Annotated in this window: 14 protein-coding genes and 1 pseudogene; 3 read left to right on the top strand and 12 right to left on the bottom strand. The window is 65.4% G+C overall.

Annotation, left to right across the window (positions count from 1 at the left end; genetic code table 11):
• The first annotated feature begins 499 nt into the window (after window positions 1–499).
• The 3 genes from ACTMVF_RS30415 to ACTMVF_RS30425 all read left to right on the top strand — a co-directional run bounded on the left by ACTMVF_RS30415 (window position 500) and on the right by ACTMVF_RS30425 (window position 2,349).
• Window positions 500–955, top strand: a complete 456-nt coding sequence (locus ACTMVF_RS30415; protein ID WP_441274311.1) for a hypothetical protein — start codon at window positions 500–502, stop codon at window positions 953–955.
• A gap of 219 nt (window positions 956–1,174) precedes the next feature.
• Window positions 1,175–1,801, top strand: a complete 627-nt coding sequence (locus tag ACTMVF_RS30420) for a hypothetical protein (RefSeq protein WP_441274312.1) — start codon at window positions 1,175–1,177, stop codon at window positions 1,799–1,801.
• Entirely contained in the window at window positions 1,798–2,349 is a 552-nt protein-coding gene (locus ACTMVF_RS30425) for a hypothetical protein (protein WP_441274313.1), read from the top strand. Before ACTMVF_RS30420 ends, ACTMVF_RS30425 begins: the two co-directional genes overlap by 4 nt.
• Before the next feature lie 2 nt (window positions 2,350–2,351).
• Here ACTMVF_RS30425 and ACTMVF_RS30430 read toward each other — a convergent pair.
• The 12 genes and pseudogenes from ACTMVF_RS30430 to eccB all read right to left on the bottom strand — a co-directional run.
• A pseudogene (locus tag ACTMVF_RS30430) lies at window positions 2,352–2,477 on the bottom strand (winged helix-turn-helix transcriptional regulator); the annotation flags it as partial.
• A gap of 221 nt (window positions 2,478–2,698) precedes the next feature.
• Window positions 2,699–3,523 carry a hypothetical protein gene (locus ACTMVF_RS30435; RefSeq protein ID WP_441274314.1) on the bottom strand — a complete coding sequence of 275 codons (825 nt, stop codon included), beginning with the start codon at window positions 3,521–3,523 and terminating at the stop codon, window positions 2,699–2,701.
• A gap of 595 nt (window positions 3,524–4,118) precedes the next feature.
• Window positions 4,119–5,522 (bottom strand): hypothetical protein, encoded by a 1,404-nt coding sequence (locus ACTMVF_RS30440; RefSeq protein ID WP_441274315.1) that lies wholly within the window; start codon window positions 5,520–5,522, stop codon window positions 4,119–4,121.
• Between the two features lie 26 nt (window positions 5,523–5,548).
• Window positions 5,549–6,868, bottom strand: a complete 1,320-nt coding sequence (locus ACTMVF_RS30445) for a WXG100 family type VII secretion target (protein WP_441274316.1) — start codon at window positions 6,866–6,868, stop codon at window positions 5,549–5,551.
• Entirely contained in the window at window positions 6,865–7,188 is a 324-nt protein-coding gene (locus ACTMVF_RS30450; protein WP_441274317.1) for a hypothetical protein, read from the bottom strand. The genes ACTMVF_RS30445 and ACTMVF_RS30450 overlap by 4 nt, the downstream gene beginning before the upstream one ends.
• Window positions 7,189–8,187: 999 nt before the next feature.
• The gene (locus tag ACTMVF_RS30455) at window positions 8,188–9,516 is read right to left on the bottom strand and encodes a S8 family serine peptidase (RefSeq protein ID WP_441274318.1); all 1,329 of its coding nucleotides are present in this window, start codon (window positions 9,514–9,516) and stop codon (window positions 8,188–8,190) included.
• A gap of 119 nt (window positions 9,517–9,635) precedes the next feature.
• Window positions 9,636–11,180, bottom strand: coding sequence for a hypothetical protein (locus ACTMVF_RS30460; RefSeq protein WP_441274319.1), 1,545 nt, complete (start codon window positions 11,178–11,180; stop codon window positions 9,636–9,638).
• A 42-nt stretch (window positions 11,181–11,222) separates the two neighbouring features.
• Window positions 11,223–11,570, bottom strand: coding sequence for a hypothetical protein (locus tag ACTMVF_RS30465; RefSeq protein ID WP_441274320.1), 348 nt, complete (start codon window positions 11,568–11,570; stop codon window positions 11,223–11,225).
• Window positions 11,571–11,626: 56 nt separating this feature from the next.
• Window positions 11,627–12,934, bottom strand: coding sequence for a type VII secretion-associated serine protease mycosin (mycP, locus tag ACTMVF_RS30470; protein ID WP_441274321.1), 1,308 nt, complete (start codon window positions 12,932–12,934; stop codon window positions 11,627–11,629).
• A 321-nt stretch (window positions 12,935–13,255) separates the two neighbouring features.
• Window positions 13,256–13,540, bottom strand: coding sequence for a WXG100 family type VII secretion target (locus tag ACTMVF_RS30475; protein WP_403341898.1), 285 nt, complete (start codon window positions 13,538–13,540; stop codon window positions 13,256–13,258).
• 134 nt (window positions 13,541–13,674) lie between these two features.
• Window positions 13,675–13,986, bottom strand: coding sequence for a WXG100 family type VII secretion target (locus ACTMVF_RS30480; protein WP_019754507.1), 312 nt, complete (start codon window positions 13,984–13,986; stop codon window positions 13,675–13,677).
• A gap of 218 nt (window positions 13,987–14,204) precedes the next feature.
• Window positions 14,205–15,809 (bottom strand): type VII secretion protein EccB, encoded by a 1,605-nt coding sequence (gene eccB / locus ACTMVF_RS30485; protein ID WP_441274322.1) that lies wholly within the window; start codon window positions 15,807–15,809, stop codon window positions 14,205–14,207.
• Window positions 15,810–16,137: the final 328 nt, after the last annotated feature.

Genomic DNA, 16,137 nt, shown 5'->3' on the forward strand with positions numbered 1-16,137 from the left:
GATACGTGCAGGCTCTTTGAGCGGCAGTCGCACTGCCGTCTCATCCTCCCCTTAAGTCACACAACACCTTATGACCTTTGCTTACGCGGCCCTTACCTGCCGGCATGGGACTCCTGTGGAGAAACTGTGATCAAAAGTCGCGTCAGCCGCGGCTCTGGGCCCAAGCCTTCCGCACCTGTTGCAGTCGGCTCGGACCGCTGGCGGCGCCACGACCTCGAATCTCCGGACGAGGCATACGACTTGGGCGGTCACCTGCTCCAAGCGGAGCTTCGTTGGCTACGAGACGGCGAGTAGATGTGGCCGCTCCGCCGGACCTGCCCTGCCCTCCCTTCTACGCCGCGCTCTCGTAGAACGCGGGGCTGTCCGCCGCGATGGTGTCGGGCGCGGGCTGTTGTGTACGGGGAGCGCCCAGGGAGGTCGTCGGCATCCTGTCCGTCACAACCGGCGATAAGATCACCAGCCTTGTCGTAGCGAAGAGCAAGGCATGGAGGGGTCGGGCGTGCAGTGGGAAATGGTCATGGTGTGCGTGATGTTGCTCATCGTCGCCGCCATCGGGGTGGCTGAACTGAGACGCCGAACCAAGCCGGAACAACAACGTATCTCGGAAGCCGAACAACGTTTCTTCGCCGCGGCGGAACCCCGGGTCGAAGTTGGAGCGTCCGAGGCGAACCTGAAGAGCGAGCCGCTGGTACGCCTTGCCCTGCGGCATGGCTATGAGCTGGAGCGAACCGGGCGGCGTGGGGCAGGACCAATGAAAGATTCCACGTATCACTTCGTGCTGCGTGGTTCCGAGGCGAAGCCGGCCCCGTTTCTGCCCGAATCGCCGGAATACGAGTCGTATATGCGCTGGGAAGCGGCTCGAAGGCGAAAGCTGAGGCGATTCTACGTGGTGTTTTACGCCGGATTGATCGCCATTCTCGGATTGCTCGGAGCGGCAGCGTCCGCGATGCGCTGACCACTCCCCCTCCTCCTGCCCGGCACGGCCGACGCATCACGCGCGCGTCGCCCACACGGCTGGCGACGCCCACACATTGCTCGACCTCCCGGACATGGCTCCATGGGCAAGCCGACGTCTACCGGCCCGACGGAGCCGGCACGGACACCTGACAAATCGCGACCGAATTCGGCTTCAGCGACCATGCGCAACGAATTCAGACAGGAACGGAAGCACCACATGGAGAGCCCACCCGCGGCACCCGATGTCGCGCAGGTGCTCAAGCACAACCGCACCCTGCTGTACCGCCACATCGCCACGCGCCTCGCGCTCGCAGCGGCCCTTTTCTCCGTGCCGTACGTGGCGCACCTGGCCGGGTACGACGCCGCCCTGCCCGCATTCGGTATCCCGGCCTCCCTGTTCGTGCTGATCTTCCTGGCACTCCGCCTGCGTCACGGGTCGCGGCTCAAGGTGTGCGAAAAGGTCCTGCGCACCTACCCTCTGGAGTACCGCACCCGGGTGTCCAAGAAGGGCTCCGAGTGGAAGTACCTCGGCGATGTGCACACCGTCCGACTGTCAGTGCGTGGACAGCACGGCGCCCCTTCTCTGCGTGCGGTCAACGCCTCGACCGTACGCCGCTGGCCGAAGGAGGCTGAGGAGGGCGGCGCCTGGTTCGCCGGTGACCCTGCCTTCGGCGGCGTCATGATCGTGCCGGAGAGCAACGCCATGCTCTTCACGCAGCCCGCCAACTGGCAGAAGTACGAGCAGGAGCGCGCCCATGCGGACCCCCAGCGCAGGGCTCTTGCCGAACAAGCTGGCATCTCCGGACTGTTGGAGAAGGAGCCGACCATCGGGGTGATCGGATGAAGCGCGTACTCGGCTGGGTGTGCGGCGTCCTCCTCGCCCTCGTCACCACCTTCTGGTGCGTCACCGCGACCGCCGACTTGGCGCTGTCCGCCGGTATCTACGGCACCCCGGGCACGTACATGGTGGAGACCTGCTACGACACCAACTACAGCGGCAGGAACTCCGATTACGACTGCCGTGGGGATTTCACACCGGACGGCGGCACCGCTGACGACGCCGACTACGTGCGCCTTGAGGACACCGGACGTGACTACCCGGACGGCACCGAGTTCGACGCGCGACAGGGCATCGAGCCGGAGACGATCCAACGGGTCGGATTCTGGGGCGTCGTGGGCGAGCTTTGGCAGGTCGCGATCTGCGTGGCCGTCCTCGCGGTCCTCGCGTACCAGGCCATCAAGCCGCGCGGGGCGGACCGACGCCGTGAGGCCCATCGCCGGGAGCCCTCGCGGCGCCAGAAGGTGGCCGACCGAGTGGGCTACGCCGTCGTCGTCGCCATCCCCGTCGGCATCCTGAGCCTGATCGCCCAGGCCGCGGAGCCGGCTCCGTAGCGTCAGCGGATGTCGTGATCGGGGTGGGTCTCGTCGTACGCGCGTCGTGCCTCGGCGATGACGGCGCGGTGGGCAAGGGACCTGTCCGCGAGTGCTTTGACCAAGTGGGTCAAGCCGGCCCCGGTATCGGCCGACGCGGCCGGGCCCGCCCCCTGAGTGGACGACCAGACGCCGTCTGCTGCGTGACCGCGAGGAACGGATGCGGGACTGCTCGCGTGAGCCCGCACCGGCGGCAGACCGGCACCGCATCGTCCACTCCAAGTTCCTGACCTAGTGCGCCGACACCGAGATCCCCGAAGTCCTCCAGCTGGCCGTCACGGTGAGCCGCTGGGCACCGAGATCGCCAGATTCACCCCGAGCTCCCCGCCTGTGCGGCAAACAACTCTGCATGCGTCGGCACCGATGCCACCAACGCGATCCATGACCCATCCGCAAACATAAGCTCGAAACGGCCTCGCTGGAGAACGCCCTTTGGGTTTGCGCGGACTCCAAGGACAGTGGACCGCGGGGCCTCCCACTGGAGTTCGTACGCCCGACTGGTCTGCCATAGTTTGGCTCGGTCGGCGAATGCGAGGACCCGGCGGTTGGTGAACGCGACCGCCAGCGTCGCCGGCAAACGTGCCGCAGTGTAGTGGGTCACCAGGAATCGCCCGGCCTGGCTCTCCCAACCGCCGTGCATGCCCTTGCTATGAGCGGCCCGGGTGAAGGCGTTCTCGGTCGCCTGTTCAGCTCCTTCCATCACCTCCTCGAGTCGGGTGACGGACTTCCGTTCGCTCGGCCGTAGGAGCCTCTGCATTGCCCCAGGAAGGCGGGACTTGAGCCGGCGCTCCAGTTCTGACTCCTGTGGCGGCTGCCGTAGCCGGACCGGCCGCTCCGGCACCCCGGGAGCCGTCTCGCACTCGCATACCGCGAGTAGTCGCTCTCCGGCCTGGAGGCGCGGTTGGATCTGGTCACGGTGCCGAGATTCCACAGTCCGCCGATCGTTGTCTGCCGGATTGGCGATGCCCAGTGCCTCACGAGCGGATGTGCTGGGGTTGGGGTTTTCCGCAAGCCGGTCGTCGACTTCTTCGGCGGCGATGCCCGCGGCTCCCTCCAGACCCTCCTGAGCGGTCTGACCGACAGGGTCACCGGTGAGGCCGACCGCGCCCAGCACCGCCTTACCAGTGGTCTTCACACCTCGATGGGCGGCGAAGGCTCCTCCACGAGACGCCAGGACTGCTGCCGTTCCAGCCGCCCATCCTCGCTTCGATCGCCACCGGCATCCGACACGGCTTCCTGGACGCCCCTGGCCCCGACCTCGCGGAGCTGCTTGGCCGGCCGGCGCGCCAGCCCGCGATCCACTGGGTACGGCCGTTGCAGCCGCCTCCGCCAGGAAACCGCACGTGCGCGTTCAGCGCCAGGCGACGCACACTGGGCAATAAGTGAGTCCTGCCTACATCCATTCACCGAGACCTTCGACGCCGATACGTGATGTGCCGTGCCACTTCCTGCACTCGCTCGCCACGTCGACCGCAAAGGGCACGTCGTGGTGGATGGTCACTCCACGCACCGCTGCCACAAGGTCTGCTCCTGGCTCGCCGGTCATCCCGACGAGGTCAAGCGCAGTGCTATCGTCCCCGCCAACGCCAAGCACACGCTATCGACGGCGACTTCGGCGGCCAACACCCTCCGCTACTTCCTCAAACAGAACCGACCGAGTCGCGGATCAATATTGAGCCATCAGTTCGGCTTGAGCGGAGTGACCAGGCAAGCCCAACCGATGGCCGACGTCACGAAGCAGACCCGACGGCATCCTGGCTGCTGTCCGACCGCCTCTGCGCCGCCGGGTTTTGGCTCACGACTACGTACAGGCCGTACACAAGAAGGACAACCGTGCCGACGATTCCGAGGACCAGGCGCCAAGCCGCCGAAGGAACGGGAAGCGCGAGCGCCACGATACAGAGGGTCCAGAGCAGGAGAACGTTCACCAGACGGTTCGACATGCTGAGGATCCAGCCGCCGTCGAGGTCGAGCAGCCGGCCCTCGCCCGTTGAGTCGACAGAAGCCTGGTGATCAGCCGCCGCCCTCGCGGGCTCCTCATACTCTGGGGCGAGCCCGCCCGGGATGAACCAGCCGGCTTCGCTGATGAAGACCGCGCCCGTACGATGCGGCCCCTTCCGGCCTCCTTGCCGGTTGCTGTCCGGCACCCAGACCAAATGGCCTTCCGCACGGCCCACCGTGTCCACGTACTTGGCGTTGTCCGCGTGGACATGCAGTTGCACCGGCCCCGTGGACGTGTCCAGGGAGATTCGTGCCTTCCCAGCCCCGTAACCGTCGTACCCGGAAATGCTCGCCCGCAGCACACGTTCGTCACCTCGCAGCCGCCGCGGAAATCGCAGGTCCCTACGGCTCGTGAGATAACCGAAGAAGAGAGCCCCGATGAGGAACAGCCATCCCGAACCCAGAATGCCGGTCCACCAGTTGTTCATCGCGCGACCGGAGAGTTGACGATCGACACTTGCCCGTTCGTTGTCGCCCACGGCTCCCAGTTCGGGTCGGTCGGGCGCGAAGGCGACGTAGGCGTTCTCACCGACCACTGCGGGATCTGGCCATTCCGATCGGAACTCGGCGCGCGTCCCTCTCCCGGCCTCGTCGGCCGGAGGCAGCGTCACCGTCACGGTGCAGTAGTACGTGCTGCCGTTCTTGTGTCGGTCCCTGACGACATCCCGCACCGACTCGATCGGCAACGCCCGCACAACCGCCCCCGCAGAGGCGATCTCCGCCGCCTTGCCCGTGGGCTTGGGAGTACCGACCCCTAGGGCGAGCGGGAGGATCAACGCCATGACTCCGCCGTAAAATGACAGAGCCTGTCCGCTCGCCAGGGCGGAGGCTCCTCGCAACCGCGCGGGGAGTGCCCCGGGCCCATGCTCTCTCGCAGCCGTTGTGCGGTCAGCCAAGGCGCGATAGACCGACGCAGGATCCGGGTTGCCCGACGCGCGCCGCAACGCCCATGCCGCAAGGGCAAGAAGAGCGAGTACGACCGCGCAGCCCAGCACCAGCGCGTCACGCAGCGAGGACTTCACCATGAAGAGCCAGCACCCGAGGAGCACCGTCACCAGGAGGCATGCCCCCCAGGCCACCACCTTGCCCAGGAGGATGGCCGGACCGAGCGTGCGATTCTCGCCATCCTTCATGGCACCTGTCCTTCCATCCGAACCATTCATCCGAAGTCGTCCACCAGACTCGTGTTCTTTGCGTGCTCGCGGAGCTGTTCGGCGGTCTTCTGCTGCCCTTCGGACAGGTCGTCCTCAATGCTATCCGCCTCTTTGAGCCTGTTTCCGGCCGCGCCGAACTCTGTGCCCGCTCGGCTGTTCGTGGCCTCGTCGCGAATCGCGTTCTGCTGCTCCTGTGTCAGCCCTTCGGCGTCCGCGCCAGTGTCGGGCGTCGTCTGGTCGCCGCTCCCCTCGCTCGCCCCCGTAGCTCCGCCCGTTGCGCCCGCGTCGGCGGCTCCACCGGAAGCGCCGTCTGCCGTGCCGCTCGCGTCGGCTGCCCCATTGGAAGCGCCGCCTGCTGTGCTATTCCCGTCGGCTGCCCCGCCGGAAGCACCCTCTCCGGCGCCATTCGCCTCCCCGGCTCCCGAACCATGCGTCAGCCCGCCTCCGACGCCTCCGCCAGCCGCTCCGGCTCCGGCTCCGATCAGCGACTGCGACCAGTCGAACTCGTCGTCCTTGTCCGCCCACGGGCCGTAAGCGTTGGCGGCATCCCCGACCAGGCTGCCCGTCGCTCCACCGACGGCACCTGTGCCGATCGACTCGCCGATTCCTCCACCGAGCCTCCCGCCGAGCGCGGCGTCGGCAAGCTTTCCCATGCCTGCCCCAGCCATCCCGCCGACGAGGTTGTTCTCCCACTCAGGACCCTTACCACTGATCATGCTCGTGGCCACACCGTTGCCGAACTCGATCGCGGTCCGGCCCGCGAAGGTACTACCGAACCGGACTCCGTACTGCAGAAACTTGCTTGAGTGCTCGAACGTCCGCAGTCTCTCGAACCAACGGGCGATCGTGGCCAGGATCCTGCCGAGCCTCGCGGCGGCGGCCGCCGCCTGCCCGGCGAGCCGGGCCGCGTTCGCGGCGCCAGCGGCTGCGGAGAAACCGAGGGTGATGAAGGAGGTGGCGATCGACACACCGATCGTGACACCGATCTCCGCGTAGATCGCATGGATCTCGTCGTTGATCTGCTCGATCTTTTCTGCTGCCTCGTTCAGGCCCTTCTTCGCCTCGTCGAAGGTCGGTTGAGCGTCCTCGACGGACTTCTTGACCTCTTCCCAATGCTTGACGAAGGCATCGGCAGCCGGCCCTCGCCAGTCATCGCCGTAAACGTCTCGAACGACCTTGTCCATGTGGACGACGAACTTGTCGAGGGCATCCCCCATCGCGCCCCACGCCTTGGCCGCGTCCTTGAGAACATCCGGTTCGCCACCGGGGTTCCAGAGCTCGAGCCCGGCTTCGTAAATGGTCTCCGCGGCCGACTCGCCACTCACGCCTTCTCCCCCTTGAACAGATCCTCCAAGGTGTGCTCGGCGGCTGAGGTGTTGCGGGAGTTATCGGAGAGGTTGTCAGCCATCTCATAGAGATGCTCCTGCAGCCCCTGGATCGCTTTAGTCATATGGTCGGCCAAGTCAATGTAGGCGGTGGTCACCTCCTCTGACTCCGTCAGAAATCCGAACCCGTCATGGATCGCCTCAGCATCCGTCTTCGGCTTAAACTTAGTCAGTTGCTCACCGAGTTCATCGGCCTCTCTCTTGAAAGCGCCACTCAGCCTTTCGAGCGCGGAGTGGCCGATGTAAAAGCCGTCCGACACAAGGTCCTCTCTCTCGGTGTTGCCGCGCGACAGGCCGAGCCAAGCTGTAGCTACACGCGAACGCTAAACACAATCATCGATTTTGCCAGGAGCTAACTGCGACTCAGCCACGTCATAGGGCCTGGTGCGCTTCTTCACAAGGTTGCGCCCCGTCCCGAAGGGGCCGGGTTACCTGCCCAGCACAGCAGTCGGATAAGACGGCTGATGCCTTGTATTTATGAAGCATCAGGGACTCGTCGGCATCCGCCTCTGGCGACGCTCGGCGATGCGTCCCGATGTGCATCGCCGAGCGTCGCCAGAGGTACGAGTGTCGTGGCTACCGGGTACCCTCTGCTGGGGAGCTACTGCCCTTGCCAGGGGGGGGCTATTGGGCGTAGGGATTGGGCTGCTGCGGGTCTTGCACAGGGGGAGGAGTGTACCCCTGGTTGAAACTTGGCTGGTAGGGCTGCTGGGGATTTGGGTAGTTCGGGTGCTGGAGCGGATAGCCCACGTTCTCCACGTAATTGCCGGAGCCAGGACTGATTGGGCCAGCGTTGGAGTTGCGGCGGCTGCGCAGTACAGCGAAGACGACGACGGCGCCGATTACGGCTCCAAGGCCGATGACGCCAACCACAAGGACGACGAGGCCCATTGAGGGGGATCCCTTCTCGTTCTTGGCTTCTAGGTCCACTGCAGAATCTTGGCATTGACGAGATAGAGCAGCAGGGTCGCAGCATGAGTTCCTGCCCCCACCTTTTCAGAACTCGATTTTCATCGCGGTACCCGCGCACCATGGCCAAGAGACCCACATGCGTGCCGATCAGATTGAGCCCTGTCAGCCACCAAAGTGTGCCGGACACAATCGACATAACGAAGAGCAGCCAAGGGACAAGGATTCCAAGTCCGAGCAAGATGGTGGTGAAATCGCTCGCTGCTCGAGCCGTCATCTCATCGGCAGCGTAGTGGGAATTCAGGGGCTCGTAGTTCCGAGTTCACAGGCTCTCCGAGCGGGAATTACGCCTACTGTCCTTGGTGCGGTGGCTGTTGGGCGTATGGGTTGGGGTGCTGCGGAGACTGTCCCGGAGACGTGGGGTATCCCTGGTTGGGAGCTGTGTTGGGGTACTGCTGATAGCCCGTGGGAGGCTGGGGCGGGTAGCCCGTGCCGGCAGGGGGCGTTCCGCCGCCGGAGCCGGGTCCGCCGTTACCGCCGTTGCGGCGGCTGCGGATTACCGCGATGGCGATGCCGATGACGACCACGGCGGCTGCGATGCCGGCGATGAGAAGGATGCTCCCCGAGGAGGACTTCTTCTTTTTCTTGGCCAGGCTCGTGCTGTCGTTGTCGTCGGAGGCTGCGCCGGAATTCGTGGACGTGGACGGCGTGGACTGAGCGAGGGGGCCCTGCTTGGGGCCCTTGGGGATGTCCATCGTCAGCGCTGTACCGGGGCGGGCGATGCCGTAGCCGAGTTCCCTGTCCGGGGCCGTCCTGCCCTTGTTGTTCAGGAAGGATGCCGACTTGATCAGGCGGTTGATGATCTGGCCTGCGGTTAGGTCGGGGTACTTGGAGCGGAGGAGCGCAACGATGGCTGAGACGTAAGCGCTGGAGCCAGAGGTTCCGTCTGCCACCGAATAACCACTACGTGTGGTCGGGTCAGCCTGGGCCACCTCCACTCCGGGGGCTGCGACAATCACGTTCCCGGTGTTTGACTTAGACCAAGGGTTGAGGCTCTTGTCCACAGCAGCGGCAGCCACAACGCCTGGGAGAGCGGCCGGATAATTGACCGTCCCTGCATCGTTGCCCGTACTCGCTACAACCACGACATCGTGTGCTTGCGCATATTCAATTGCCTTGGCAGCTTTCGAGCCAGGGTAGGCGGAAGAATCATCGAGAGACAGGTTGATTACTTCCGCACCCTGCTCAACCGCAAAGCGGACTCCAGCGACCCAACCCGCCGTATCAATCTTGCCGTCAGTCTCATCCTCCCCCCGCGTCACGCTCACCCGCACCGGGAGAATCTTCGCTTCGGGCGCAAGACCCATCACGCCCGCAGAAGCATTTACCCCATGCCCGTGTCCAGCGATGAGACTGGCCATTGCAGTGCCGTGTCCAACATTGTCTTCGTGAGGGTTTCCAGCTCCGGTGAAGTCCTTACCAGGCAGAACTTGTCCGGTGAGATCCGGATGACTGGCATCTACGCCTGAGTCAATTACAGCAACTGTGACGCCCGCGCCTTGCGAGGTTTTCCAGACCTTTTCTGCGCCATACACCGTCAGCGGCCACTGAGCGTCTCGGACTTGATCCGCCGACGCCATTGGGGCTGAAGTGAGGAGCAAGGCTCCTGTCAACGTCACGACTCCTGTCGTGGACCAGAATCGCTTGACACCCAATTCCTTGCTCCTCACTCAACTAAGACTGGTTTCACCAGCCTTCACAGCGGACCGGAACCAATTGCTCCGGTCCGCTTGCCTGCCTATTCGATGGTTCGGGGCACGTTCCGGTTGCGGTCCTCCTCCGAGATCCACGTCTCTTCGTCCTCGACCAAGTAGTCGGGACGGTCACCGCGGCTGTTCTCGTCATCGGACCGTCGGCCATTGCGACCAACCATGCCGCCGGCCCCGCCCGCCATGGCGCCGCGCTGGCTTCCGCCACGGCTGCCGTGGAGGCCTGCACCGCCACCGGCACCTTTGCCAGTGACTCCCTTGGCCGCGCCGACCACGCCGCCACGGGACTTCGCAAGGGCTCCCCGGCCGCCAGCACCAGCACCACCTCGGCCAGCTGCGCCAGCTCCGGCGCCACCCATACCACCCATACCGGATCGTCCTCCAGCGCCGCGGCCTGCTGCCGCACCGCCACCAGACAGACCACCGCGACCGCCAACGGCGCCAATGCCGCCGCGTGCGGCAGCACCGCCCGCCAGGCCAGATGCTCCGCCAGGGGCCACGATGCCGGAACCTTGAGCTCCGCTGGTGCCGAAGTTGCCACCACCGACGCCGGGTCCGCCAACGCCCGTGCTGGGGCCAGTCCCTGTCAAGCCTGGGGAGATGCTGTCAACCTTCGTTCCAGCTGTCGGGAGCTGGGAACCGCCCGTGATGCCAGGGTCACGGGGTACCGTAGGCGTCGGCTTAATGTTCGTCGTCGGCCCCGCGCTCCAGGGCTTAGCCGTGCTGCCTCCTCTGCTCGGACTCGAGCTGCCAGCGGACGGCATAGGGATGGGGGGAGGCATCGGCGTTTGGGGGTTCGGGGGCTGGAAGGGATCCTTCGGGTCAGTTTCTCGGAGATTTCCGCTCGAGTAAGCCTTGTAGTTGACCCCCAGCTGCTCCATGATCGCCACCCCCTTCAGCTGCGCTTCCTTACCCGCAGAAAGGGAGTCTGCATTCGCCTTGGCGGCGGCCTCCGTACTCACGCCCTTGTTGATGTCTGCCAGCAATTGCTCGTCGCTGCGCTCATCGTCCGTGAGTTTGTCCCAGGCTCTGTCCCAGCCAGAAGGTTCTTCGACCTCCCGCATCTGGGTCATGGAGTTCCGCAGATCGTTCTGGACGGCGTGCATGGTTTCCCCGTAGTGGTTCGCCCACGCAGCTCCGTTCCGAATGTTCTGCATGATCTCGTTGGCCTTCTTGCGGAACGCCTCGGCTGCGTCGCCCTCCCAGTGCTCGAGGACGTTTTCAATGGCGCTCTGCATCATGCCCGCGACGCTGTCCTTCGCGGATACCGAGTCCACGCCACCGGTCTTGCCGTCGCCGTCGCCACCGGAAAGGATGTTGTGGACCGACTTCCAGTGCTGGCTGACCTCGTAGATCCGGCCGGGGTCCGCGTCCAGGATCATGGATCGCAGCTCCGGGATACTCATCGCCATGAAATTCGAGTCGAGTTTGCTGCGGTCCGGCCCCCCCATACCGCCGTCCTTGGTCGACTCAAGCCTTTGGTCGTGCTTGTCCTTGATGCGCTGCTGCTGTGCCTTCTGCTGAGCCTCGTAGTACTCAGGGCTGTTGTAGTAACCGCCATAGCCGTAGCCCATTGCCGTAACGTCCCCTCTGTCAGTGACCTGTCGCTGAACCGATTAGTAGGCCGAGCCCGTAGACCCGCCGTCGGGAGCAGCGCTCACGCCCTGCCTGTTCGCCTGCTCCTGGTTGCTGTACTTGTCCCTGACCTTCGAGGTGCTCGTACTGAAGTCGTCGATCAATTTGTGCAGATCCCGAATGATGTTCTCGATCCGGGTCTTCTGCTTCTGGTGGGCTTCATGAAGCTCGTTGGACTCCAAGAACTTCATGCTGCCGAACGCAGTACTCGGGATGTCCGTCTCGTACTTGGCCTTGGTGTTGGCCTTGTCCATATCCGAGAGAAGGCCGTTGAGCTTGCGGATGACGTTATCCAGCTCGCTCAGATCAACCCGCATGCCGTTACTCATACCCCGTTGTCCTCTCCCCTGTTCCTCAAGTTGTCAGCACCCACTCGGTGCCCAAATCATCGCCCGCGTCGGCTGACGGACTGCCCAGCCCGTCCAACCGGCCCAGCCAACCCATCCCGCCGACTACGCCAGTCCCGCAAAGCCACCCCACTCCCCGCAACCACCAATGCCAGAGCCATCCCCGTGCCCAACACATAGATGGCTACCCGGCGTTCCCGCTCCGCCTCGCTCTCCCCCATGGTCACAGCCATCGGGACAACCCCACCCCCTCCGGGCGCAACCGCCGGATCCGGCTTCGGGGACTCACCCGGTGTCGACTCCTCCTGCAACGCGGCGACCGGGTCGACGACGCCCCACCCGATGTAGGGGTTGGGCTCGCGGCCCGGGCGTTGTGCGGTTTCCTCGATGCGGGTGGCGATCTGGGCGGCGTTCCAGGTCGGGTACTTGTCCTTCAGCAGAGCCGCGACACCCGCGACGTACGGCGCCGCGAAGCTCGTGCCGTCCGCGGTGCACTGGCCGCCGATGGGGACCGTGGAGACCATGCTGACGCCCGGTGCCGCCACGTCGACGAAGTCGCCCGACTGTGAGAAGGGGGCGCGTTCGTCGTTGCGGTCGGAGGCCGCCACCGCCAGGACGCCGTCGTAGGCCGCGGGGTAGGTCTTCGCGAGCTTGCCGTCGGCGCCGTCGTTGCCGGCGGCCGCCACGATCAGGGCGCCCGCATCCACCGCGTCCGCCACGGCGGCCGCGAGTGTCGGGTCGTCCTTCTTGTTCTGGGTGTCCGAGGAGATGTTGATGATCTTCGCGTCCTGGGCGACGGCGTACCGGATCGCGTCGGCCATGGTCCCCGCGTCGCCCTGCTTCTCCTGCCCGCCCGTGTACCGGAGGGACAGGATCTTGGCGGCCGGTGCGATGCCCACGAAGCCCGTGCCCTTGAGCGGGCGGGCCGCGATGATGCCTGCGACTCGGGTGCCGTGACCTTCGATGTCCTTGGTGGCGGCGCCGTCGACGAAGGACTTGCTGCCCGGGGCCATGGCGCTGGTCAGTTGGCGGTTGGAGGCGTCGACACCCGTGTCGATCACCGCGACCGTGACGCCCTTGCCCGTGGCCTGTCCCCACAGCTGGTCCAGCAGGATCCGCTGGAGCGACCACGGCGTGGACTTGATGACCTTGCCGCCGAAGACGCATTCCGTGCTGTCCGCCAGGCCGAACTCCGTGCCGGCCGAGACGGTCCCACTTGAACCACCGGACGAGACGGTGCCGTTCGAACCAGGGGCGTCTGCGGCCGTGAGGTGCGTGGTCGGTGACGGGTCGGCGAATGCCGACAGAGGCGCCGACGCGCAGCAGATACCGGTCACCGCGAGCACGCCAAAAACCCGCTGCAGTGCGCGGGTTCCACTGTTACGGCTACGCGAGCGGGCTGTCCGGCCCTTCACGCTCAGGCCCCCCATGTTCAGGCCCCCAGGGCTTCCTTGCTTCTCTCGAAGCTGGGTCATGTGTATGTGATGGATGTGGCTGATGTAGCGCACGTATCGGAGAAAGCGATACGTGTGAAGATTTGCGGGATTTGCTGCGTGCGGCCCTACCGAAGTCGTGCACGACCCCGAAGCAGAGCTCGGCCCAGCCAACGCCGTGGCGTCAGCTGGGCCGATTCTCTTCATCTCATGCCCCGCGGGCCGCCGACGGGCTCAGGCCCAGGTGTTGGCGTTGCTCTTCTCAGTGGCCTGGTAGTTCTCGGCCGCGCTCTGCAGCGCGGTGGAGATCTTCAGCAGGGTGGAGTGCAGGTCAGCGGCGGTCTGGTCCCACTCGCGCTGCTTGCGCTGGTAACCCTCCTGCGCCTCGCCTTCCCAGGACTGGGCGACGCGCTTGACCGCGGCCTCGAGGTCGTCGAGCTGCTGCTTGATGCGGCCGGCCGTGGACTTCACGTCCGTGGACGCGTTGGTGATGGTTGCGTAATTGACGAGGATCGACATCGTCGTTCCCTTTCAGGAAGAATCGAAGGAAGTCTGTGGAAATCGGGAGGAAGTGGGGAACTTCCGACTGAATGGCTCGATCAGTCCGAAGGGCCTTGTCGGCCCGGACGGCTCGATCGGACCAAACGGCTCGATCAGCCGAAGTCCGACATGATCTTGCTGATCTCGGAGTTCTGCTGCTCTTCCGACGCCGAGTAGTTGCTCCGCGTGGAGTCCACGGCTTCCTTGATGTCGTTGAGGATGTCGCTCATCCTCTTCGCGTCCGCGTTCCAGCGGTCCTGGAGCTGGCGGTAGGACTGGGCCGCCTGGCCCTTCCAGCCGCCGGCGATCTGGTCGATCACTCCGTTGAGACGGCGGATCTCGCCCTGGAGCTGGCCGTTGACGGTGCTGATGTCACCGGAGAGCTTGGTGAGTTCGTCCTCTGTTACCCGGAACTGGCCGGCCATGATGAACCTTCCCCCATGTCGTCGTTGATCCGGGAAACCTGCACTGGTGCCCGGAGAAGCTTCGCACCGTTGAGCGCTGCAAACACTCTATCGTCAGCCTGTCACCAGACCACAGGCAAGCCCAATCAGTTACACGGCTCACACACTTGAGCGATCATCTTGTGACCCGTGCACCGTCTTACTGTCAAGTGCGCCTGCCCGCAAGCCTGTTGGTCAGGTCACTGGCTCTGTTCCTGCGCCGCGCTTCCGGTGTCCAGCATGGGTCCCTTCGGGATGAATGTCGCCCACGTCTGCGGCACGATCGCGGGCTGGGAGACGTCCTCGTAACCCAGCCGTGTGCGCGCCTTGTCCGTCTCGCTCGCGTCACCGTTCGAAGAGCCCGAGGCGTCCGAGGACGAGTCGCTGCCGCTCTCCTCCGCCTTCGCCGCGCTGTCGTTGCTCTTCGGCAGCGAGTACCGCAGGCCCGTGTCCGTCAGCAGGTACTGCCCACCGCCACCCGCTGCCGCGCCGGTGACCTCCGTGAAGAGCAGGCCCGAGCCGGACGAGACGTAGGCGCTGAGCGAGTCGGCGATGACCCTCTTCGGGTACGCCGTCCCGGCCCAGGCGGCGAGCTGCGGCTTGTTGCCCTCGCCGATGGTGCCGTCGTAGACGCTGCACGAGGTGTTACGGGCCTCGCCGTTCGGCGTGGTCGCGGGGTTGGCCTGCTGCGGAACGGTCTGGGGCCAGCCCTTGTTCTGGTAGAAGCGGTTCGCCGGGCCGTTGTTGGCCGTGATGATGTCCTGGGGGGCGACCTTGATGTCGTCGATCACGTCCTGGCCGTACGCCTCCTCGGCGGCGGGCGACGCCTTGAGCAGGGCCGCGACAAAGGGCGTGATGGCGGCAACCTCGTTCTTGAGGACGACGTAGTACTTCTCGCCCTGCGCGTCCTGCGCCTTGAGCACCCTGCCCACCGTGCTCGCGTCGGCGGGGAGCCCCTGGACCGAGGTCGCCTCGCCGACGTTCGGGACCGTCGGGAAGGTGATGACGCTGCCCTTGTTGAGGGTGCGCAACCACTCGGCGCTCACCGGCTGCGGCTCGGCGTCCCGGCCGACGACGGCGGCGCGCAGCAGCTCCATGGTGGCCTTGTCGAGACCCGCCGTGTCGCCCAGCAAGAAGAGGTTGCCCTTGCTGTCGACCAGGAACTGCCGTCCGGTCTGCCGCTCGACGACGTAGAGAGCCTGGCTGGGGCGGACTTTCCCCGCGTTGTTCAGCGACTTGGCGTCGTCGGCGTCGAGGACGAAGACGGCACGGTCGATGGCGCCGGTCTCCGATCCAGGGGTCGGACGCTCGCACACCGCCCAGGTCTTCGGCGTCTCCGCGTCCTCCTTGCCGGGCAGCCGGTCGGGGGCGTAGGGGATGCCGATCGTCGCGCCGTGCCGGATGCCGCTCTTGTCGATCTCCTTGCCGGGGACCTCGAGAACGGTGCCCTTGCCCTTGTCGAGCAGCAGCTTCGCGGAGGCGTAGTTGAGGACCGGGTGGAGGACCTTCTCCACCTTGCTGTCCTTCGGGTCCGGGTCGAGGACCACGTACCGCGTCGTGGAGTCGCTGTCGACGATGATGTACTCGCCCGGTGTGTCCCAGCCCTTGGGCGCCGTGGGCTTGATCACGCCCCAGGCGATGAAGCCGAGCACCAGCACCAGGCCCACTCCGAGACTGGGCATCACCGTACGAATGGGACGCGGGGCGCCTTCCTCGGAGCCGCCCGGTGACGGCGCCAGGAACGCCGCGACGGTGCGCTTGCGAGCGAACGTGTAGGCGGCGAGCTCATCCCGACGCTTTGCCATGGTCCCCGTTTCTCCCGTTTGTGATGCTCGATGGTGTTGCGACGTTCCGGCCGCGTCTGCCGCGCCTGTACTGCTCGATCACGGTCGTGATACTTCGATCACGGTCGTGGTGTTTCGGGCCTGATCGCGATGCTTCGACCGCGCTCGACAGGCCGATTCGGCCGCGCAGGCACCTACTATGCCCTGCGCCACGGGGCGACGATCCATCAGGTGTGTGGCCGACCCCGCATCTTCACAGAGCTTCACGTCAGCGCTCCACCACGCGGGGCCGGTCCATGACAGGCTGACCGCCTGGGTTTTGGGTGTCCCCCGTGTCGCGCGGTGTTCC

Origin of the sequence: Streptomyces sp. SD31, assembly GCF_052068475.1 — a bacterium.
Lineage (GTDB): Bacteria > Actinomycetota > Actinomycetes > Streptomycetales > Streptomycetaceae > Streptomyces.